19 protein-coding genes, 1 tRNA gene and 1 pseudogene are annotated in these 18,925 nt (G+C 65.1%); 14 read left to right on the forward strand and 7 right to left on the reverse strand.

The genetic code is table 11. The features are described 5' to 3' along the window. Positions 1 to 25: 25 nt before the first annotated feature. On the forward strand, positions 26 to 3,466 hold the full coding sequence (locus OWC43_RS02290; RefSeq protein ID WP_393955571.1) for an AsmA-like C-terminal region-containing protein: 3,441 nt from the start codon (positions 26 to 28) through the stop codon (positions 3,464 to 3,466). A gap of 23 nt (positions 3,467 to 3,489) precedes the next feature. On the opposite strand, the gene OWC43_RS02295 is transcribed toward OWC43_RS02290, so the two are convergent. Both OWC43_RS02295 and OWC43_RS02300 read right to left on the reverse strand, forming a co-directional pair. Further along, positions 3,490 to 3,762 carry a hypothetical protein gene (locus tag OWC43_RS02295; RefSeq protein WP_393955573.1) on the reverse strand — a complete coding sequence of 91 codons (273 nt, stop codon included), beginning with the start codon at positions 3,760 to 3,762 and terminating at the stop codon, positions 3,490 to 3,492. 14 nt (positions 3,763 to 3,776) lie between these two features. Beyond that, complete coding sequence (locus tag OWC43_RS02300; RefSeq protein ID WP_393958471.1) at positions 3,777 to 4,619, reverse strand: DNA/RNA non-specific endonuclease; 843 nt, start codon at positions 4,617 to 4,619, stop codon at positions 3,777 to 3,779. A gap of 685 nt (positions 4,620 to 5,304) precedes the next feature. Between OWC43_RS02300 and OWC43_RS02305 the strand changes: the two are divergent. Together OWC43_RS02305 and OWC43_RS02310 are read left to right on the forward strand one after the other, a co-directional pair. Further along, a pseudogene (locus OWC43_RS02305) lies at positions 5,305 to 5,460 on the forward strand (1-deoxy-D-xylulose-5-phosphate synthase N-terminal domain-containing protein); the annotation flags it as partial. Positions 5,461 to 5,762: 302 nt separating this feature from the next. Next, complete coding sequence (locus OWC43_RS02310; RefSeq protein ID WP_393955574.1) at positions 5,763 to 5,987, forward strand: hypothetical protein; 225 nt, start codon at positions 5,763 to 5,765, stop codon at positions 5,985 to 5,987. Positions 5,988 to 6,096: 109 nt separating this feature from the next. On the opposite strand, the gene OWC43_RS02315 is transcribed toward OWC43_RS02310, so the two are convergent. Both OWC43_RS02315 and OWC43_RS02320 read right to left on the reverse strand, forming a co-directional pair. Next, positions 6,097 to 6,267 (reverse strand): hypothetical protein, encoded by a 171-nt coding sequence (locus tag OWC43_RS02315; RefSeq protein ID WP_171015398.1) that lies wholly within the window; start codon positions 6,265 to 6,267, stop codon positions 6,097 to 6,099. Positions 6,268 to 6,730: 463 nt separating this feature from the next. Continuing rightward, positions 6,731 to 7,204: a PsiF family protein gene (locus OWC43_RS02320; protein ID WP_393958472.1), complete on the reverse strand. Its 474-nt coding sequence runs from the start codon at positions 7,202 to 7,204 to the stop codon at positions 6,731 to 6,733. Between the two features lie 319 nt (positions 7,205 to 7,523). Here OWC43_RS02320 and OWC43_RS02325 point away from each other — a divergent pair, with 319 nt between their 5' ends. From OWC43_RS02325 to OWC43_RS02355, 7 genes are all read left to right on the forward strand, one after another. Then, entirely contained in the window at positions 7,524 to 9,809 is a 2,286-nt protein-coding gene (locus tag OWC43_RS02325; protein ID WP_393958473.1) for a TonB-dependent siderophore receptor, read from the forward strand. 53 nt (positions 9,810 to 9,862) lie between these two features. Beyond that, positions 9,863 to 10,147 carry an iron transporter gene (locus OWC43_RS02330; protein ID WP_393955576.1) on the forward strand — a complete coding sequence of 95 codons (285 nt, stop codon included), beginning with the start codon at positions 9,863 to 9,865 and terminating at the stop codon, positions 10,145 to 10,147. Then, positions 10,144 to 11,781 carry a PepSY-associated TM helix domain-containing protein gene (locus OWC43_RS02335; RefSeq protein ID WP_393955577.1) on the forward strand — a complete coding sequence of 546 codons (1,638 nt, stop codon included), beginning with the start codon at positions 10,144 to 10,146 and terminating at the stop codon, positions 11,779 to 11,781. The genes OWC43_RS02330 and OWC43_RS02335 overlap by 4 nt, the downstream gene beginning before the upstream one ends. Continuing rightward, positions 11,778 to 12,125, forward strand: coding sequence for a DUF3325 domain-containing protein (locus OWC43_RS02340; RefSeq protein ID WP_393955578.1), 348 nt, complete (start codon positions 11,778 to 11,780; stop codon positions 12,123 to 12,125). Before OWC43_RS02335 ends, OWC43_RS02340 begins: the two co-directional genes overlap by 4 nt. A 230-nt stretch (positions 12,126 to 12,355) precedes the next feature. After that, positions 12,356 to 13,024, forward strand: coding sequence for a Maf-like protein (locus OWC43_RS02345; RefSeq protein ID WP_137827951.1), 669 nt, complete (start codon positions 12,356 to 12,358; stop codon positions 13,022 to 13,024). After that, on the forward strand, positions 13,021 to 13,224 hold the full coding sequence (locus OWC43_RS02350; protein WP_373324383.1) for a DNA gyrase inhibitor YacG: 204 nt from the start codon (positions 13,021 to 13,023) through the stop codon (positions 13,222 to 13,224). Before OWC43_RS02345 ends, OWC43_RS02350 begins: the two co-directional genes overlap by 4 nt. Before the next feature lie 115 nt (positions 13,225 to 13,339). Continuing rightward, positions 13,340 to 13,415, forward strand: a tRNA-Phe gene (locus OWC43_RS02355). 358 nt (positions 13,416 to 13,773) lie between these two features. On the opposite strand, the gene OWC43_RS02360 is transcribed toward OWC43_RS02355, so the two are convergent. The 3 genes from OWC43_RS02360 to OWC43_RS02370 form a co-directional block, all read right to left on the reverse strand. Next, positions 13,774 to 13,980: a hypothetical protein gene (locus OWC43_RS02360; RefSeq protein WP_393955579.1), complete on the reverse strand. Its 207-nt coding sequence runs from the start codon at positions 13,978 to 13,980 to the stop codon at positions 13,774 to 13,776. A 120-nt stretch (positions 13,981 to 14,100) separates the two neighbouring features. After that, positions 14,101 to 15,183: a Rieske 2Fe-2S domain-containing protein gene (locus tag OWC43_RS02365; protein ID WP_393955580.1), complete on the reverse strand. Its 1,083-nt coding sequence runs from the start codon at positions 15,181 to 15,183 to the stop codon at positions 14,101 to 14,103. Between the two features lie 373 nt (positions 15,184 to 15,556). After that, on the reverse strand, positions 15,557 to 16,066 hold the full coding sequence (locus OWC43_RS02370) for a hypothetical protein (RefSeq protein WP_393955581.1): 510 nt from the start codon (positions 16,064 to 16,066) through the stop codon (positions 15,557 to 15,559). 363 nt (positions 16,067 to 16,429) lie between these two features. On the opposite strand from OWC43_RS02370, the gene OWC43_RS02375 reads away from it, so the two are divergent. The 4 genes from OWC43_RS02375 to rpsP are packed head-to-tail and all read left to right on the forward strand — an operon-like array spanning position 16,430 to position 18,915. Continuing rightward, positions 16,430 to 16,651, forward strand: coding sequence for a glutathione S-transferase (locus OWC43_RS02375; protein ID WP_137827888.1), 222 nt, complete (start codon positions 16,430 to 16,432; stop codon positions 16,649 to 16,651). Between the two features lie 19 nt (positions 16,652 to 16,670). Then, the gene (gene ffh, locus OWC43_RS02380) at positions 16,671 to 18,221 is read left to right on the forward strand and encodes a signal recognition particle protein (protein WP_137827887.1); all 1,551 of its coding nucleotides are present in this window, start codon (positions 16,671 to 16,673) and stop codon (positions 18,219 to 18,221) included. Beyond that, positions 18,218 to 18,553, forward strand: coding sequence for a chorismate mutase (locus OWC43_RS02385; RefSeq protein WP_137827886.1), 336 nt, complete (start codon positions 18,218 to 18,220; stop codon positions 18,551 to 18,553). Before ffh ends, OWC43_RS02385 begins: the two co-directional genes overlap by 4 nt. Continuing rightward, positions 18,553 to 18,915 carry a 30S ribosomal protein S16 gene (gene rpsP, locus OWC43_RS02390; RefSeq protein ID WP_091950264.1) on the forward strand — a complete coding sequence of 121 codons (363 nt, stop codon included), beginning with the start codon at positions 18,553 to 18,555 and terminating at the stop codon, positions 18,913 to 18,915. Before OWC43_RS02385 ends, rpsP begins: the two co-directional genes overlap by 1 nt. The last annotated feature ends 10 nt before the right edge of the window (positions 18,916 to 18,925 follow it).

The following is an 18,925-nucleotide window of genomic DNA, read 5'->3' on the forward strand; positions in this document are numbered from 1 at the left end:
CCCGGCGGCAGCAGCGAACGAGTGGATGGATCAGGAAACGGCCAGGACCCTGCTTCAGGAAGCGGTCGAGCCTGCATCCTGCAAGGCTGTCCGTCGACGGCGCCGGCCCCTGCTGTGGAGCGCCGTCGTCCTCGTCTTCCTGTCCGGGCTCGGAACGGGGCTGGCCTATCTGCGGCTGTCCCAGGGGCCGCTGCGCATCGACGGGCTGACCCAGCGCGTCGCCGAGGCGATCGCCGGCAGCGTCGGGCCTGGATGGCGCGTCACGCTGAACGACAGCGCCCTCGAACTCGACCCCGAATCGTCCCTGGCTTTGCGCGTCGGTGGGCTCGACGTCTACAATCCGGAAGGGGCGCTGGTGGTCCGCGCACCCCTCGCCGTCGTCAGTCTCGATATGTGGGGCCTCCTGCGCCTCTCGGTGCAGCCCCGGTCCATCGAGTTTCGTGACCTGCAGATGACCGCCCTCGTCCATGACGACGGCTCCATCGCCTTCGCGGCCTCCGCACCCTCCCAGGCGGACGCCGCCAAGCCGCATACCCTGCCGAGCGTCGACGCCGCCCGCGGCCAGATCTCCCCGGTCTCGGCCGCCGTCGCCTCGATCTTCGGCGTGGTCCTCGATCCCGCGGGCGTCATCGGGGCGTTGGATCGCGCGCGCATCACCAATGGGCGCCTGACGCTGGTGGACGACGACGCGCGTCACCGCGCGACTTTCGAGCAGGTCAACGGTCTGTTCCACCGGGGCGGCGGCGACGGCGCGCGGATCTTCGAACTGCGCATCGACGGGCCGAACGGCGAGTGGCGCTTCGGCGGCAAGGTCCACGATGAGCGTGAGGGCCGACGCGTCGGCATCATCACCCTCGACGACCTGCCGGTCAGCGACCTGCTGCTGCTGTCGGGCCAGTCGAAGATGCCGATCGAGACCGATCTGAAGCTCTCGGCCAAAGCCGATGTGGCGCTCCGGGGAAGCCGCATCGAGACGATGACCTTCGAGGTGAAGAGCGGGGAGGGCCTGTTCGTCGTCGACGAGAAGGATTTTAACCCCGTCGTGATCGAGCAGGTACGGGCCGAGGCGCGCTGGGACGAGGCCCGTCGCGCCCTCGACGTCACGGCGATCGACTACAGGGGGGGCGGCAACGAGGCTCACCTGACCGGTGCCTTCGCCATCGGACCGCCGGGCGCGGAGGATGCCTGGACCTTCGATTTCGCCGGCAAGGACGTGATGCTGCGCGGCGCGGCGCGCTACGACCCGTCCTTCCGTATCGGCGACGTGGCGGGTCGGGTCACCGGCCGGGCCGGCGGCGTGAACATCGATTCGTTGACGCTTTCCGGTAACGGCGTGAATGGCCGCCTCAGCGGCACGATCGGCACGGCCAAAGACGATGACGGCATCACGCTGTCCATCGTCGCTCAGAACACCGATGGCCGCACCGCTCTGCGCCTCTGGCCCGAGAACATCGCCCCGGCCGTGCGCAACTACCTCGTGGACGAGCTGCGCAGCGGGCGGCTCGACAGCGCGAACATCAAGGTCGACCTGAGCGGGAGCGAGCTCGCCGCCGCCACACGCGGCGACCCGATGCCGGATCACGGCCTCGCCGCCTCCTTCTCGGTATCGGACGCCTCGCTCACCATTTCGAAGGATGCGCCGCCGCTCAGTCATGGCCGCGTTTCCGGTGTCGTCACCGGGCGAACCACGACGATTCAGGGAGCGACCGCCGAGGTGCGGCTCTCCGAGACCCGCGCGCTGACCATCTCCGACGGGTCGTTCCTGATCCGCGACCCGCAGCCCGACAAGATCGTGGCCCAGCTCGGCCTCCGCCTCTCCGGCAGCGCCGATTCCCTCGCGGCGCTCCTCGAGACGCGGATGTTCAAGGGGCTGACCGGCACCGAGATCGATCCCAGCACGATCAAGGGCAAGGCGGACCTGCGCATCGACGTGCCGATGAACCTCAAGCACGTGCCCGACCTCGCCGAACTCCCCGTTACGTTGACCGGTACGCTGACCGATCTGTCAATGGACAAGGCGGTCGGCAAGGATCGGTTCGAGTCCGGCCGCTTCGCGATCTCGTTCGACCGCAACGGCTTTGCCCTGAAGGGCGACGGACGGTTGGCCGGAGCACCGGTCGCGATCGACCTCAAACAGTCGAAGCCCGGTGCTCCGGGCGAAGCCGTGGTGACGCTCCCCCTCGACGACGCGTTCCGGGCCAAGCGCGGCCTGCCCACAGCGCCTCAGCTCGCGGGCACGATCCCGGCCCGGGTGATCGTCCCGATCGGCCACCCGGCCTCCGCGGGAAAGCCCCCGATCCGGATCGAGGCGGACCTGACCAGGGCGTCGATCGACGGATTGCTGCCCGGTTGGTCCAAGGCCTCGGGCAAGACCGGGCGGTTGACCCTGGCGATGATCGAGGGCGCCAACGGGCAGATGGAGCTGCGCGACATCGCCCTCGACGCGGCGCCCACCCTGGCCCGGGGCAGCGCCACGATTTCGGCTGAAGGCGGCCTGGAGCGGGCCGACCTCAGCGCCTTCAAGCTCTCGCCCGGCGACGACATGAGGGTGAGCGTCGACAAGGCCGGCAACGGTTACAAGGTCGTGGTGAAGGGGGGCGTGGCCGACGCGCGCCCGTTCCTGAAGAACATGACCGGATCGGACCAGAAGGGCGGCAAGGATTCGGGCAAGGACGTCGATGCCGAGATCGGCGTCGCGATCCTGTCGGGCTTCAATGGCGAGGCGCTGACCAATGCGTCGGTGAAGGCGAGCGTGCGCAACGGGGATATCCGCACGGCCCAGTTCCGCGGCCGGTTCGGATCGGCGCCCGTCACCGCGAATGTCGCAAAGGGCGATCGTGGTCAGCCGCTGCTCATCCTCGAATCGTATGATTCCGGCGCGACGCTGCGTTTCCTCGACATCTACAAGCGCATGTATGGCGGCCGCTTGGCACTGAGCCTCTATCTCAACGACGGGCCTCAGGCCGGAGTCGTCCAGATCAAGGAATTTGCCCTGCGCAACGAGCCGGCTTTGTCGAGCATCATGGCGCAGGGCCCGGCCGACGGGCGCCGGGGTGCGCCCAACGCCAACGATGTCGCTTTCGACAAGATGCGGGCGAACTTCACCCGGGCGGGATCGCGGGTGAGCTTCACCGATGCCGCCATTTCCAACGCGGCCATGGGATTCACGGCCGGCGGCTGGCTCGATACCGCCAAGGAGCGCACGCAGATCGACGGCACCTTCGTGCCGCTCTACGGACTCAACAACGTGGTGGCGCACGTGCCGCTGGTCGGGCCGCTCCTCGCGGGCGGCAGCAACGAGGGTCTGTTCGCAGTCAATTTCAACGTGTCGGGACCGATCGCCAAGCCGACGGTGAGCGTGAACCCGCTCTCCGCCGTGGCGCCCGGATTCCTGCGCAAGCTCTTCGGGGCGGGAAACGGTGAGGCCTTCGCCAACGGCAGCCCGCCGCCGACGCCGGAGCAGTAGGCTCCGCGGTCCCTCAAAACGGATCAGCCGAACGGGTTCGCCACTGTCGTCGTGGCTTCGGGCTCCTCCGCCACCGCCTCCGGCAGCGACTCACCGTCCAGGGCCGAGACGATCGCCTCGAACAGGGCCTTGAGTTCGCGCGCGCGTTTCAGCCCCGCCTGGTCGCGGGTGATGTCGACCGAACCGTGGAGGGCGATGCGCGCCGTGCCGTTCTCGATCGTAAGATCGGCGAAGGTCCGGACGGCGGCATCGTCCGCGAAGGGGACGAAGGCGGGGTCGGCTTTGCGGCGGGTCATCGCGCCTCGCTCCATCAGAAGATCGCACGCATCACTTCGCGCCAGATGCGTTTGAGCGCATCGTGGGCCAGTTGCTTCAGGAAGTTGCCGAAGGACTCGCCGCGCGCCTCGCCCCGGGAGAATTCACGCGGTTCGGGCAGATCCATGGTCTTTGCCTTGGCGGCTTCGGAAAGGCCGGGGAAGACGTCGATTCCGGCGATGTCCTGCAGCGTGGCGAGGGAGACCGCCTTCCACGCTCCTCCGGCCTCGTTCGGGGCGAGATAGGCCCCGGCTTCGCCGGTGCGGGGATCGTAGATCGCTTTGTAGAGCTGTGTCGGCACCAGCACGCGGTTCTTGATCGTATCCACCGAGCGACCGGAAAACACGGGGCCGGTCACGACGAACACTTCACCGCGTTCGGAGGCGAGGCGTCGCACGCTCTCCTCGATGCCCGCCCAGAGGCCCCGATTGGCGGCGCGGTTCTGCGGCACGATGTTGGCGAGACTGAAGGACTGACCCTGCGCCGCCGCACTCGGCATGTCGCCCGCGGGCGCGAGATGGCCCCGGTCGAACCCGCTATGGACGTAGTCGGACAGGTTCGCACGATCGTCCTCCGGGAGGCGATCCTCTTCGTGAAAGGCGTCCTCCCGCTCAACCCGTCGGGCGGCGGCGACGCTGGCGCGGGTCAGCCGTTCCGCCGCGTAGAGCGGCGTGCGCGAGATGCCGGAATGCAGCACCGCGAAGGCGTCGAAGCAGAGTGCGGTGGTTCGCTCTTGAAGCTTCGGATTGGTCAGGAGCGGGGCGCGACCCTGCGCGAAGAGCGCGGGGCAGGCTGTCGCCGTTTCCGCGAAGGCCGGGCGCAAACCCGGCAGGTTCATCAGCAGGGCAAGGACGAGAACAAGGCGGGACACCGGCAAGGAGCGGGGCATGCGTCTGCGCCGATCCCTAGAAGCAGACCCGGACCCGACGGGGGCCCGACGGGGTATAGCGCCAGCGAATGCCGCACGGTCGGCCCAGCGCGCCCTGCTCGGTCCCGTCGAATGGTCGCACGTCTCGATCCGGCGGTCCCGGCGGACGGCGGCAGCGGATGGGCCATGCACAGGTCCGCGGGCGGCCGATCCCGGAGCGGCCGGCATCGGCTGCCGCCGCGGGTAGGACGGTTGGGATCAGGATCGCGACAGCGAGAACCGGATGGGCGAAAAGAGGAATCATCGTACCGGAACCACCCTCACGAGACGGCACGATGTTGATCGAACCGCCCGAACTTCATACTTGGAGCCCAGCAAGGCGCGAAACAGCGGGCTTCCCTTAACTGTAAGGGTGGCCCGGATGCGCGAATCCTGCGGAATGCTGGGCCGCTGTTGCAGTCGGATCATGGCATCCTGTGACCGGATCGCGTTAGTGTGCCTGTTCGAATGTCTTCTAAACTGCGGATGCGCCGCAGATCAGGGGACACGCGGGATTAGGCGGAGCGGTCCGCGATCCGGGTGCGACGCTGTTGGCGCCGCCCGGTCGGGAGCCGCCCGAGCGGCCGGGCCGCTGTGAGAGATATGGGTGACGACGTTGGCACTAGCGGACACGACGATCCTCGAGGGTCTTGAGACGCCCGACCGGCTGCGGCTCCTGCCGGAGAGCGAGCTGCAGAAGGTGGCGGACGCGGTGCGCGCCGAGATGATCGACGCGGTGTCGGTCACCGGCGGCCATCTCGGCTCGGGGCTAACCGGCTTTTCTTCATCGTCCGTCTCCTGATCGACGGACCCTAGCTGCAGAACGAGGGCAGGCCAGGGGGCAAGGTCACTTGGGTGATTCGAGCGGGCGAGGCGCCGCAGGATTTTCCGATTCCGGCTCGACACATGCTCATGATGCCCCGCCGCGGAGATCGGGACAGAACGACTGGCTGAGCGCGGACCGGTAATAAGGCCAGACAATCGGCTTAGGTCATCCTCGACAGAGTTAAGAGGTTGGGCGTTGTACCCCCTCCAACTCCTCTGCGAATGTGAGTTTGTGGAAGCGAAACGCGTTTGCCGCGTCACGTGAACTTCGCAATCGCATCGCAATCAACGACAAAAGCTGATGACGTCATCCTGCTTTTTGGTGGCATTGCCGATCGAATGCAACCTGATGCCGCGAGGGCATTCGGCAAGAAGAAAGATTCCATACTCCACAGTTCAGAAGGCGCCAAAGCAATTGCGCGCAACTGGTTTTGCGGTACAGAAGCGGGCAACCGCGGCGACGACCTCGGCTGATTCGACAGGAGGTCACGCCCGTGCTGTTTGGTACGCTTTATCTTGCTTGTGCAGCCGTCTTTCTTGAACTCGTGCAGTGGGCGCCTGATATTGACGACTTTTGACTGAGCTACAGTATCAAATATTGTAGTATATAAAAAGCTGCCCAACCGAGGAAGCCGATCCAAGCTGCGGTTGCGATCAGGCCGAGGCCGATCAACCCCAGTCCTAAAATAGACAGTTTGTCTTTCGGCTGCTCAATCTTCTCGGGATTGTCGAGCACCGTCTCAACCGCCTGCATGCGTCCCCCGCCTATTTTTTCTGCGGCCCAGAAATTATTGGCGAGGGCAGACGGTTCCCGATTGCCTCAATATGAATTCGATACGGCAAACGGATGGATTCGGAGAGCCGTTGCCGCGATCGAGCCGAGCCAGGTAAAACTCAACTCGAGGTGGTTAGTCGAGCGAGGGCCATCCAGGTTAGGCTGTCGCCGTTCTGACTGGGGTTCACCGGCGGTTTCATGCGGTGACCGATCGGCAGCGGAGCGTGCAAACGCCCTTGAGACCGACGCGCCGATCGCGACGTGATTGTACGGCCCTGCGCCGAACTACGCCTCCCGATCGGCGGAGCCGGAATGTGACATGCCGGCTGAGTTGCGCATGGAATGTCGACTCAGTCCGTGCCACCGCGACGAGGCCGGTACGGGGTCGCGAACAACCTGTCGGGCCATTCCGTACGCGGCCGACGCAGATGATGAACCTCGCTCAACCCTTCAGACAGGTGCTCATGAAGGTCTTGCGGTCGGCGCCCTTCAAGCTTTTTGCGGACGCATCCGCATTGCAGTTCTTCATCTTCGCCTGTTGCGGCGTGAGTTCCTTGTCGGGCGATGCGGTCGCCTTGCCGGCCAAGCAATCGGACATGAAGCTCTTGCGGGCATCGCCGGCGAGCTTCCGCGTTCCGGCATCCGCGTTGCAGGATGTCATGCGGTCACGCTGCGCTGCCTGCGCCGCCGAGGGGGCCTGCGTTTGAGCGGTAGCCGGCATGGACAGAGCGATCAGGATCAAGGCCGTCAGAATTGAAGCACGCATGGGAAAGCTCCACAGAAGATCACGACTGTAGCACAAATGCGTCACTCGAATGCGATCGGTAATCTGCGTTCTGCACAAGCGCGTTGATGAGTCAGCAGTGATTGGATTTGCACCTGGCGCCTCGTTTCTCCGGCGCAACAGCAGAATCACAAACAATTAGATCACTCATCACGCGATGATTAAACCGCTTCATCACCCAGATTCGCTCCCGTAGACAATCATTATCGCGGAACGACTGATTGATCCAAAATCGCGAGGTCCTCACAACTGTCAATCAATTTCCAATGCGCTTTAGTTCGATAAGTAAGCTGACAGCAAAAATTCGCAAATTATTTTGTATCTATTTTAATTAGACACTATATCCCCTACCATAACAGCAGAATCTAATATATACCGCATCTAAGCATGCCGATTTGTTACCTATAACAATCCTGCAGATTCAAATATATCTCTATCAGGTTTTGATATGATGAATTGTGCGCATCCTCGCTCATTGTCCGTATCGGCAAGTCCGCGTACGGCGCTTTGTCTTGTTCTGCTGTCGACGGTCTGTAGCTCCATGTCGAGCCATGCCTGGTCTCAGACCGTCGATACGGAAATCGAACTCGCGGAACTCCGCGTCGCCGGCGACGGCCGAGGGCGATCGCTCGGAGGAAGGCTCTATGGGCCCGGTAGTGTTCTCGGACGCGTGCCCGGCTACGTCGCAAAACGTAGCAATGTCGGGACGAAGACCGATACACCGATCCTTGAGACGGCGCAGTCGATCTCCGTGATCGGACGTAAACAGATCGAGGATCAGAGCCCCCTCACCATCAATCAAGCCCTGCGCTACACACCGAGCGTAACCACGGAGCAGCGGGGTGGATCCGGATCAACCCGCCTGGAACAGTTTTTTATTCGTGGCTTTACTGCACCGATCTTTCTCGATGGACTCGTGTTGCCTGGCAGTCGCGATGCCTCGCCGAACGTGGATCCCTTCCGGCTTGAACGCGTCGATATCATCAAGGGGCCGGCTTCGGTTCTATATGGTCAGTCGGGTCCCGGGGGAATCGTCAATCTCGTCTCAAAGGTCCCACAATTTGTGCGCCATGGTGAGATTTTCTTGCAGGGCGGCGGCTTCAGCGAGGTGCGCGGCGGCTTCGATGTCGGCGGGCCGCTCGGTGACGGCACCGGCGGCACGGCCGATCAATTCGCCTATCGGGTGATCGGACTTGGCTGGAAGGGCGACGGTCCGGTCGTCACGACCGAGGTGGAGCGTGCGTTCATCAATCCGAGCGTCACATGGCGGCCCGATGCCGACACCTCGCTGACGATCAGCGGCAACTACCAGCGCGATCCGAAATCCGGTTTCTACGGAACCTTACCTTCTGTTGGTACTGTGTTTCCCCGCAGATTCGGCAATAGTGCGATCGGGCGCTTCCCAGTCAACTTCTACGATGGAGACCGCGGCGTCGAGCGATCGGACAGAACACAGGCCTCCATCGGGTATGTGTTCGATCATCGCTTCAGCGAGAATCTACGCTTCCACTCTGCCGGCCGCTACCTCCGCTCAGATGGTGATTACCGTAGCATCTACACGTCATCCAACAATGGTGCGAACGCCAGCGGTCCATTGATCAACCGTGCTTCGATTGCTTCGCAAAGCAGTATCGATGCCTGGACCATCGACAACAATCTTGTGACGGATTTTAGCACAGGCCCCTTCGCACACACGGCGCTCGTCGGCCTCGATCATCGCATCTTCAAGAACCGGACGCTCCTTACACCATTCCCGGCGATGCCCAGCCTCAACGTCCTTGCGCCGAATTACGACATGAACCTCAGTATTCCCGGTTTTGCCACAGATGCTCGGACCACCGCGAAGCAGACTGGAATTTATTTTCAAGATCAGATTAAATTTGATCGCCTCGTGTTGACGCTCGGTGGTCGCTACGATTGGGCACATCAGTCTGGCTCAACCCGCGTTTTTGCATCCAACCGTATTACGATGCAAGACGTGCCAGCAGAGGCATTTACCGGGCGCGCGAGCCTTCTTTATCTGTTCGATAACGGCGTTGCACCATACGTGTCTTACAGTCAGGCATTTGAACCGATCACCAGCGGCCGTATCTTCGATGGAAAAGCCGGTCGCCTTCCCAAACCGATCTCCAGTGATCAATACGAAGCCGGTATCAAATACCAGCCTCCGGGCACCGACATCCTCCTGACGGCGGCAGCCTTCGACATCCGCCGATCGAATTCTCCTGCGACCGATCCGCAGAACACGAACTTTATCGTACAGCTTGGCCAAGTCGGTGTACAAGGCGTCGAATTCGAGGCCCGAGCCAATCTGTTCGAGCGGCTGACCCTCATCGGCGGCTTCTCCCTCATCGACAGTCGCGTCGTGAGGGATACGAACCGTTCCATTGTAGATCGGGTGCCGGTCCAGATCCCGAACGCAACGGCCTCGCTGTTTGTCGACTACAATTTCACCGATGGCCCATTGCGCGGACTCGGTATCGGCGGCGGCGTTCGCTACCTCGGGCCATCTTGGGGCGATACGACCAACACGTTCAAAGTGCCTGAGAGCCTGCTGCTCGATGCGCTGGTCAGTTATGACCTCAAGCACCTCAATACAAATTTGGACGGGTTTACAATGCAGTTGAACGCCCAGAATCTTCTCGATGAACGCTACGTCACCGGCTGTTTTGGTTATTCAAGTTGCTATTACGGCCTGCCTCGTACAGTGTACGCTACCCTTCGCTATCGGTGGTAGGCGTGCAAGGCGTTGGCACGACGAAGGCGGGACCGCGTACGGGACCAGTGGAAGTGGCAAGAATCCTCGCGCGAATCGCCCTAGCAACCGTTGGGGGCTATACCATTGCCGCGCTCACCACCGCGCTCCTCTCGGCGGCGCTGCCCTTGGAACGTTCCGAGGCCGTGACGACGGCGACGCTCGTCAGTTTCGCCATCATCGCCGGCGTGGTCGTGTTCGTCTTTGCCCTGCGCTCGGTACGGCGCGCCACCGCTATCCTTCTTGTCATGATCCTCGCCCTCGCTGCCAGCCTCTGGCTGGCGGTAAGCTCTGCTCTTACCGCCGGAGGCGCGCCGTGAAGGGAAGCTTCCGCCAGTCGATGGCGTGGCTGCACACCTGGGCCGGCCTCGTGGTCGGCTGGGTATTGTTCGCCGTCTTCGTCACCGGCACCGCCAGCTACTACCGCGCCGACATCTCACGCTGGATGCGGCCCGAACTGACCAAGGTCTCCCCACTCACGCACGCTGAGTTGCCGGCCGCGGCCGAGCGCGCCGTCGCCTATCTGGAGAAGCACGCGTCCGAGGCCCGAACCTGGTTCATTGGCCTGCCTCACGGCGACGAGCCGGTGCTCGACCTGTTCTGGCGGATCCGGCCCGGCGCGCCGCCTGGCCACGTCATCCTCGACGCGAGGACCGGCGCCGAGATGGCCTTACGCAAGACCATGGCAGGCGACTTCTTGTATCGCTTCCACTTCGAGTTGCACCTGCCGCCGATCTGGGGGCGCTGGATCGTCGGGATCTGCGCGATGATCATGCTGGTGGCACTGATCTCCGGTATCATCACCCACAAGCGCATCTTCTCGGACTTCTTCACCTTCCGCCGGGACAAGGCACCGCGTCGCAGCTTCCTCGACGCCCACAACGTCACCGGCGTCCTCGCCCTCCCGTACCACCTGATGATCACTTATACCGGCATCGTCACGCTCTCGTTGATGTACATGCCGTGGGGTGTGACGACGGCGTATCGGGGCGACAGCCAAGCCTACTTCTCCGAGGCCGGCTTCGTGACGACATCTCGCCCGGTTGCGAACCGTCCCGCCCCCCCGGCCCCGATCGGCCCGATGGTCGAGCGGGCGCTCGCGACCTTTCCGGAGCGGCTGGGCCGCCTGTCGATCGCTCATCACGGCGATGCCCATGCCACCGTCGTCGCGGCCTTCGAGGAGCCGCACGGACTCTCCCACGAACATCCCCAGATCGCCTTCGACGGCGTGACCGGCGCGGTGCTGGAGGTCGTCAATGGTGGCCTGAAACCCGCGGCTAAAACCTTTTCGACGATGGTCGGCCTGCATGAGGCCCATTTCGCCGGCCCGACGTTGCGCCTGCTGTTCTTCCTCTGCGGCGTGATGGGCAGCGCCATGGTGGCGACGGGTCTCGTGCTGTGGTCGCTCGCGCGGCTCCCCAAGGCGAACGAGCGCCCCTTCTTCGGGCTGCGCCTGGTCCAGGCGCTCAACATCGCCAGCGTCGCCGGCCTCCCCGCCGCGGTGGCGACATACTTCCTCGCCAACCGCCTGCTGCCGCCCGACCTCGCCGGCCGCTCGAACTGGGAGATCCGCGCCTTCTTCGCCGCCTGGATCGCGGCAGCCCTGATCCCGCTCGCCCGTCCGCATCGCCGGGCCTGGAGCGAGATGCTGGGGCTGGTCGCCGGCCTCTGTCTCGCCGTCGTGCTGGCGGATATCGCCACGGTCGAGACGCATCCGCTGCGCCGGCTCGGCGCGGGCGAGGCTCTGTTCCTGTGGTTCGACGGCGCGCTGCTCGCGATGGCCTGCCTGTTCGCGGTCGCGGCCCGCAAGGTCGCGCGCTATCAGGCTCCGTCGCGGGCCGAGCGCAGCCGGGAGGCACCACGTCCTTCCGCTGCGGTCCGCAGCTCGGAAAGGCCAGCGCCCCTTCACGCCGCGCCCCCTCCCCTCGCCGCGGCGGAGCCGGAACGCGCATGACGCCCACGATCCTCCTGCTCAACTTGAGCCTCTGCTTCGCGGCCCTCACGGCGCTCTGCCTGAGCCTGAACCGCCACCATACGGAGGTCTTTCAATCCAAGCCCAGCGCGCGGCGGGTCCTGCTGCTGCGTGTGCTCGGATGGACCGGCATCGGCCTCAGCCTGATGGTGGCCGGCGTGGCGGAAGGCTGGAATTTCGGGCCGGTGCAATGGATCGGCACACTGACCGGCGCCGCTGTCGCTCTCGTGCTGCTTCTCTCCTACCGCCCGCGTCTAATCGGACAAGCCTGCGGTGCCACCATCGCTCTGGCAGTGGCGGTCAGCGCAATCCTGCAATTCGCCTGATCGGCCGACCGATCCATCCTCTTGGACGGCGTCAGAGTTCGTCGATCGGGACACCTCACCCAGCCGATGACGATGAAGCAGTGAGGCCGATCGCGGAAGGCGCAGAGTCACGAATTGGCGCATCGACGCCCATCGAGGTCATAACGCGGCAGCCATCCGAGCCGAGTGGACGCGCGGACGAAAGGTCCGCGCGTTGCGATACGCGGGGGCTTATGCGTAAGACCACGGCGATGACCGACCATTCGACCGCACAGGGCACGCCGCCGATCTCCGGTGCTCCGGCCCGTCCGCTCCTCGTGCTCGCCTCGGCCTCGCCCCGGCGATTGGCCCTGCTACAGCAGGTGGGGATCGAGCCGGATGCGCTCCTCCCCGCCGATATCGACGAAGCGCCGCGCAAGTCCGAATCACCGCGGGAGCTCGCCCGACGCCTCGCCCGGGAGAAGCTGGAAGCCGCCCAGGCGGCGGCGCGGCGGCGGGAGGATCTCCGGTCCGCCTATCTGGTCTCCGCGGACACCGTGGTGGCGGTCGGCCGGCGTGTGCTGCCGAAGGCCGAGACCCTCGACGAGGCCGCGGATTGCCTGCGTCTGCTCTCGGGGCGGGCGCATCGGGTCTATACCGGCGTCTGCGTGCTCTCGCCGAAGGACAGGCTGCGCGAGCGCATGGTCGAGACCCGTGTGCGGTTCAAGCGCCTCTCGACCCGCGAGATCGAGGGCTATCTGTCCTCCGGTGAATGGCGCGGCAAAGCCGGCGGCTACGCCATCCAGGGTTTGGCAGGCGCCTTCGCCGTCAAGCTGGTCGGTTCGTATAGCGGGGTCGTGGGTTTGCCGCTGAACGAGACGATCAGTCTCCTCGAAGGCGAAGGCTTTCCAGTACGCGGGGCCTGGGGAGCCGCGGCGTGAGTGCGAGCCGCCCCAAGGGCGTCCCACCCTGTCCGATCTGCGGTCGCCCGGCTCAGCCCGACACGAAGCCATTTTGCTCGCCCCGCTGCGCCGATATCGACCTCGGACGCTGGCTCGGCGAACGCTACGTAATCCCGGGACCGGAAGACGACGACACGCCACGCTCGCCCGCCGAGGGGGAGGACGAGCGCAAGCACTGAGGCTGTCGCCGCTTCGTCAAAAAACCCGGTCCCCGGAGGCGAAACGAGGCTGGACACGACGGAAAGCCTTCCTTATACCCCCGCTCCGTCGCCAGCGCTCAGCGCAGCGGCCGATGCCCAGGTAGCTCAGTTGGTAGAGCATGCGACTGAAAATCGCAGTGTCGGCGGTTCGATTCCGTCCCTGGGCACCACTTTCATGAGATTTGAATTCTGACAGCAAATAGAGCGTGCACAGCGCTTTGGGGCTTTTGTTGGATTGTCTCACTGAGAATTGGACGGCCCTACAGGCAAGACCATCCCGCTTTGCGCGCTGACAACGCTCATCGATCGACAACTTGATTTCTATAAATCTCGGCGTCAGCGAGCCCTTGGCCATGTGGGCCTCGGCCTATTCGACAGCGGAACCATCACTTCGGGGCCGCGGGACGCCCGTGCGTCATCACACGGAATTTCATCCTGGGGTACATGGTTGAGGACGAGCATGCGTGAAGACGCCTTGTCCGGCTCACGGACCGGGCAGGCGTGAAACCGATCCGCGCTGAAGCCCCTTTACGTCTGGGGGGGCGCCCCAACCGACGCCGCGAGGGCCGCGGCCAGTTCCTGAATTTTCGTGCGCGCCCGACGCTCGATCTCGTCCCGGGTCAGCTTCTCGGTCGGGACGATGACGACGCCGCTGATGCGTCCATGCTCCGACAGGAAGGTGAAGTTGAAGCGGCCAGAGCGACTGCGGCGAACGACGTAGTGCGGACTCGGCACGCGAAATGCCCCCTTGCCTGAACGCAGCATGCAGGAAGCGGCATCGACGACACCGCGCCCGCATCTACGGGGCGGCGTCGGCTGAAGTTTCAGCCGGGGGCGATTTATCCGGTTCGAGGCTCAGGACCGCCAGCGCAGCTCTTGGCGGATCAACGGGTTGGCAAAGGGCCGGCCTTCGCGGGCGGCCTCCAGGATCTCGCGCTTCAAACGGAAATACCATTGCGAGGGCAGATCGCCCTGCCCGAGCAGCACCATGGTCGGTTTGCGGTCGAGCCCCAGCTGCGCGTGCTGGAGCACCTGCTGATCCTGGGTCAGGAACTGGCGCATCAGGGGGCGGGCGAGCGGCTTGAGGAGGTTCAGGGCCGGCATGCTCCAGTACAGCGCGTTGGTGAGCATGGTCCGGTTCGGGCCCATGGGGGTCGCGAACGTGTAATTGGCCACACGCTTGGTGCCCGCCGTGATCCGCTCGAGGCGAACGCCCGGCAGGCGGAACTCGATCTCCACCTCCGGCACACCGCCGAGCAGCCGATAGACCGGCGAACTCGTCGTCGTAGCGTGGCTCGTCATGACGAAACCGTGCGGCACCGGTTGGAAGGTCTTCACCTTCTCCCGCAGTTCCTTCGAGGGGCGGAACCACCAGGAATCGTGGACGAAGGCGACATGGCCGGGATCGACCAAGCTCAGGGTCGTCAGGTCGAACGAGGCCTCGACCTCCAGCTCCACCACGAGGCTCCCGGCCGGCTCGAAGGCGAGCGATGGCACGTCAGGGATGGCGGCCGGGTCCGAGGGGCCGAGATACGGATTGACCCAAAGGAACCCGGCGCTCTCGCGGATCGGAAAGCGCTGAACCGCAATCCGAGAAAAATCGGAGGCGTCGTGCGAGGAGAGGGTTGGCACGTCACGACAGCGCCCATCGGTCCCGAAGCGCCAGCCGTGAAACGGGCACATCAGCGTGTCGCCGTCGAACTTACCCTTCGAGAGGGCCATGCCGCGATGGGGGCAGCGATCCCGCAGGGCGAAGAGTGCGCCGTCCTTGCCTCGCCCGATCACCACCTGCTCGCCGTTCAGCGACACCGCACGCATGGCGTCGCCGGTGAGACGGGCGGCTTGGCCGACACAGTACCAAGCATTGGGCAGCGGCTCACGCATCGCCTTCGGATCGAGGGCATCGTCGGAGGCGCGCGGAGCGGCAGCGGAAGACATGGAGCGAACTGATGCGACCGTAGCGAACGGGCGCCCTGTTTAGGCGCTCCGGCAGCGGCGTACCAGCGGAGCCCACCCGGTTACTTTGTGCGCCGCGGCGAGACAACGCAGCGGAGAACCCCAATGGGGGCTTCCGCCCCGGGGCAAACGTCCCTACCTTCGGGTTCCCAGCAACGAACGAAAGGAGGTGATCCAGTGTCTCATTGTCATCAGCCGTCGCCGACGACCAAGACCTGGACTGTTGCCTCCGGCGTCTGCGCCTAACGCATTCGCGGGATCACGACGGGTTTCGTCGGACTGACCGGTTCGACAATGGAAAGGCCGCTCCTTCACCGGGAGCGGCCTTTCGCATGTTTGGGATGCAGCGTTGACGTCAGCGCTGACCGATCTGGAACAGGGGCGAAGCCAGAGCCTCGCAGCGGGCGCGCCACAAATCGCGCTCGGCGCGGAGATCTTCCATCTTGCTGACCTCCTCGAGGACGTGGCTGCGCAGCTCACGAAGCTCCGCCGCCAGCAGAACCTGGATCTCGTCGCGGCGCTCGGATTCGAGCCGCAGCTTCGCCTTCAGCATCATGTTCTCGGCCATGATCTCGGCGAGCTCATCGTCCGCCGCGTCCTCGCCGGCTTTCGCGGCGTTGACGAGCCGCGGCGACCAAGCGTTCCGGCTCGCTTCGATAGGGTCGGTGGTCGTCTGAACGAGATCGGCCGCCTCGAGCGGAGCTTGCGCTTGCGGCGTCTCGACGATGCGTGGCCGCGGCAGATCGATCGGACGGGCCTCGGCGGCGGTTCGCATGGCGGCGAGCCAATCCCGCAAGGGCGCGGCATTGCCGGACGCGCGTGGAGCGGGATCGTAGGCCGGAGTGTGTCGCGCGGGTTCCGACATCGGGAAGTCCTCGGGCACCTCATGCGGTGCATGGCGCTATCTGTGCCGATTATGCTTAACGATCGGTAAACTCGACTAGTCGGCTGGCGTCCGACCTTGGGTGAACGATGGCGTCCGGCCAACGAAGGGATCGCCGCCGCCCCCCTCACGGGATGCGGATATGGCTGCATCGCTTCGACTTCGCCGGGATTGACTTGCCCGCCCATCGCGCCTATCCGCCCGAATTCCATTTCGACGTATGATCGTCACGATGAGCCGCCGACCGGCCCGAGAGGCCGGAGGTCAACGCCCGACAGCGCGTCTGCGCCCTCGGGCGCACTCGTCGTTGTCGTCAGAGCGTCGGAGACGAAATCCGAGCCCGCCATGGCGCCCGCCAACGAATCCGCCCTGCGCATCGAGGATGCGGTCAACGATCTCTGCCCCTGGTCGGGCAAGCCGGTCGTTCCCGACGCCCTGACCCTGTATAACGGCGCCGTGGTCGGCTTTTGCGATCCGGAATGCCGGGACAAGTTTGCCCGCGCGGTCGCTGCCTTCGAGGACGCTCTGCGCGCCCGCCGCGTGGCCAATGCCGGCCTTCACCAGTAGCACGGGCTGATCGCGACGCATGTTCGAAGGCCTTTCCGACCGCCTTTCCGGCATTCTCTCCGGGCTCACGCGCCGCGGCGCGCTCACCGAGGCCGATGTCACCGCCGCCATGCGCGAGGTGCGCCGCGCCCTGCTGGAGGCGGATGTCGCGCTCGAAGTGGTGCGCTCGTTCACCGACAAGGTGCGCGACAAGGCGGTGGGCGCTACGGTGCTCAAGTCGGTGACGCCGGGCCAAATGGTGGTGAAGATCGTCAATGACGAGCTCATCACCATGCTCGGCACCGACGCCAGCGTGATCGATCTCAATGCCCCCGCCCCCGTCGCCATCCTGATGGTCGGCCTCCAGGGCTCGGGCAAGACCACCACCACCGCCAAGATCGCCCGGCGTCTCGCCTCGCGCGACAAGCGGCGCGTGCTGCTCGCCTCCCTCGACACCCGCCGCCCGGCGGCGATGGAGCAGCTGGCCGTTCTCGCCAAGCAGGTGGAGGTCGAGAGCCTGCCGATCGTTGCCGGCCAGAGCGCGGTGCAGATCGCCAAGCGCGCCATGGAAGCGGCCCGTCTCGGCGGCTTCGACGTGGTGATGCTCGACACCGCCGGCCGCACCACGGTCGACGAAGGCCTGATGAACGAGGCCGCCGAGGTGAAGGCGGCCACCCGGCCCCACGAGACCCTGCTCGTGGCCGATGCCCTCACCGGTCAGGACGCCGTCAACACTGCCCGCGCCTTCGACACGCGCCTCGGCGTCACCGGTATCGTGCTGACCCGCATGGACGGCGATTCCCGCGGCGGCGCCGCTCTGTCGATGCGCGCCGTCACGGGCAAGCCGATCAAGCTCGTCGGCGTCGGCGAGAAGGTCGACGCGCTGGAGGAGTTCCATCCCCAGCGCGTGGCCAACCGCATCCTCGGCATGGGCGACATCGTCTCCCTCGTCGAGAAGGCGGCGGAGACCATCGATGCCGAGCAGGCGATGCGCACCGCCGAGAAGATGCGCAAGGGCAAGTTCGACCTGGAAGACCTGTCGATGCAGCTCGCCCAGATGGAAAAGATGGGCGGCATCGGTGGTCTGATGGGCATGCTGCCCGGCATGGGACAGATCAAGAAGCAGGTCGAGGGCGCCAATCTCGACGAGAAGATGTTCAAGCGTCAGCGGGCGATCATTTCGTCGATGACCGTGCAGGAGCGCAAGAATCCCGACCTGCTCAAGAACAGCCGCAAGAAGCGCATCGCGGCGGGTGCCGGCGTGAAGGTCGAGGAGATCAACAAGCTCCTCAAGATGCACCGGACCATGGCCGACATGATGAAGGCGATGGGGTCCGGCAAGCGTGGCATCGGCCAGGCGCTGGGCAACATGTTCGGCCTCGGCGGCGGCATGCCGGGGGGGATGCCCCAGATGCCGCCGGGCATGCCCGAGCCGACGCCGGAGCAGATCGCCCAGATCGAGAAGCAGTTCGGCGGCAAGCTGCCGCCGATGCCGCCCGGCATGGGCGGTGCCAAGATGCCGGGTCTTCCCGGCCTCGGCGGCCCGAAGCTGCCGGGACTCGGTGGCTTCCTGCCGGGTAAGAAGAAATGAGCATCCTGTCCGGGCAAGGGGTCGACCCCGAACTCGCGCGGCTGCGCGACAGCATCGACAATTTCGATGCCGCGCTCATCCATCTGCTCGCCGAGCGCTTCCGCTGCACGCAGCGGGTCGGCGAGCTGAAGGCCCGCAAGGGCCTGCCTCCCTCCGATCCGGACCGGGAGGCGCGTCAGGTCAAACGCCTGAGAAACCTCGCGGTCGAGGCCAAGCTCGACCCCGATTTCGCCGAGAAGTTCCTCGCCTTCGTGGTCAAGGAAGTCATCCGGCACCACCAGACGATCGCGCTGAACGCCGATCTTACGCAGACCCCCGAAAGGAACGACTGATGTCCCTCAAGATCCGCCTCACCCGCGGCGGCGCCAAGAAGCGCCCCTACTACCGTATCGTCGTCGCCGATGCCCGCGCCCCGCGCGATGGCCGCTTCATCGACAAGGTCGGCGCCTACGACCCGATGAAGGCCAAGGACGATCCGGCCCGCATCGTGCTCGACAACGAGAAGATCCAGTCCTGGCTCGCCAAGGGCGCGCAGCCGACCGATCGCGTCCTGCGCTTCCTCGACGCCGCCGGCCTCGCCAAGCGCCCGGCCCGCAACAACCCGCAGAAGGCCGAGCCGGGCGAGAAGGCCAAGGAGCGCGCCGCCAAGCGTGCCGAGAAGGCCGCCGCCCCGGCCGAGGACGCCGCGGCCTAAGCCGTCAGCT

This window comes from Methylorubrum sp. POS3 (assembly GCF_043352485.1).
Taxonomy (GTDB): Bacteria; Pseudomonadota; Alphaproteobacteria; order Rhizobiales; family Beijerinckiaceae; genus Methylobacterium; species Methylobacterium suomiense.

Bases quoted from the DNA above. Each gene is read 5' to 3' on its own strand.
- OWC43_RS02290 (WP_393955571.1), top strand. From the start codon at position 26: ATGGATCAGGAAACGGCCAGGACCCTGCTTCAGGAAGCGGTCGAGCCT.
- OWC43_RS02295 (WP_393955573.1), bottom strand. From the start codon at position 3,762: ATGACCCGCCGCAAAGCCGACCCCGCCTTCGTCCCCTTCGCGGACGAT.
- OWC43_RS02300 (WP_393958471.1), bottom strand. From the start codon at position 4,619: ATGAACCTGCCGGGTTTGCGCCCGGCCTTCGCGGAAACGGCGACAGCC.
- OWC43_RS02315 (WP_171015398.1), bottom strand. From the start codon at position 6,267: ATGCAGGCGGTTGAGACGGTGCTCGACAATCCCGAGAAGATTGAGCAG.
- OWC43_RS02325 (WP_393958473.1), top strand. From the start codon at position 7,524: ATGAATTGTGCGCATCCTCGCTCATTGTCCGTATCGGCAAGTCCGCGT.
- OWC43_RS02340 (WP_393955578.1), top strand. From the start codon at position 11,778: ATGACGCCCACGATCCTCCTGCTCAACTTGAGCCTCTGCTTCGCGGCC.
- OWC43_RS02345 (WP_137827951.1), top strand. From the start codon at position 12,356: ATGACCGACCATTCGACCGCACAGGGCACGCCGCCGATCTCCGGTGCT.
- OWC43_RS02365 (WP_393955580.1), bottom strand. From the start codon at position 15,183: ATGTCTTCCGCTGCCGCTCCGCGCGCCTCCGACGATGCCCTCGATCCG.
- OWC43_RS02370 (WP_393955581.1), bottom strand. From the start codon at position 16,066: ATGTCGGAACCCGCGCGACACACTCCGGCCTACGATCCCGCTCCACGC.
- OWC43_RS02375 (WP_137827888.1), top strand. From the start codon at position 16,430: ATGGCGCCCGCCAACGAATCCGCCCTGCGCATCGAGGATGCGGTCAAC.
- ffh (WP_137827887.1), top strand. From the start codon at position 16,671: ATGTTCGAAGGCCTTTCCGACCGCCTTTCCGGCATTCTCTCCGGGCTC.
- OWC43_RS02385 (WP_137827886.1), top strand. From the start codon at position 18,218: ATGAGCATCCTGTCCGGGCAAGGGGTCGACCCCGAACTCGCGCGGCTG.
- rpsP (WP_091950264.1), top strand. From the start codon at position 18,553: ATGTCCCTCAAGATCCGCCTCACCCGCGGCGGCGCCAAGAAGCGCCCC.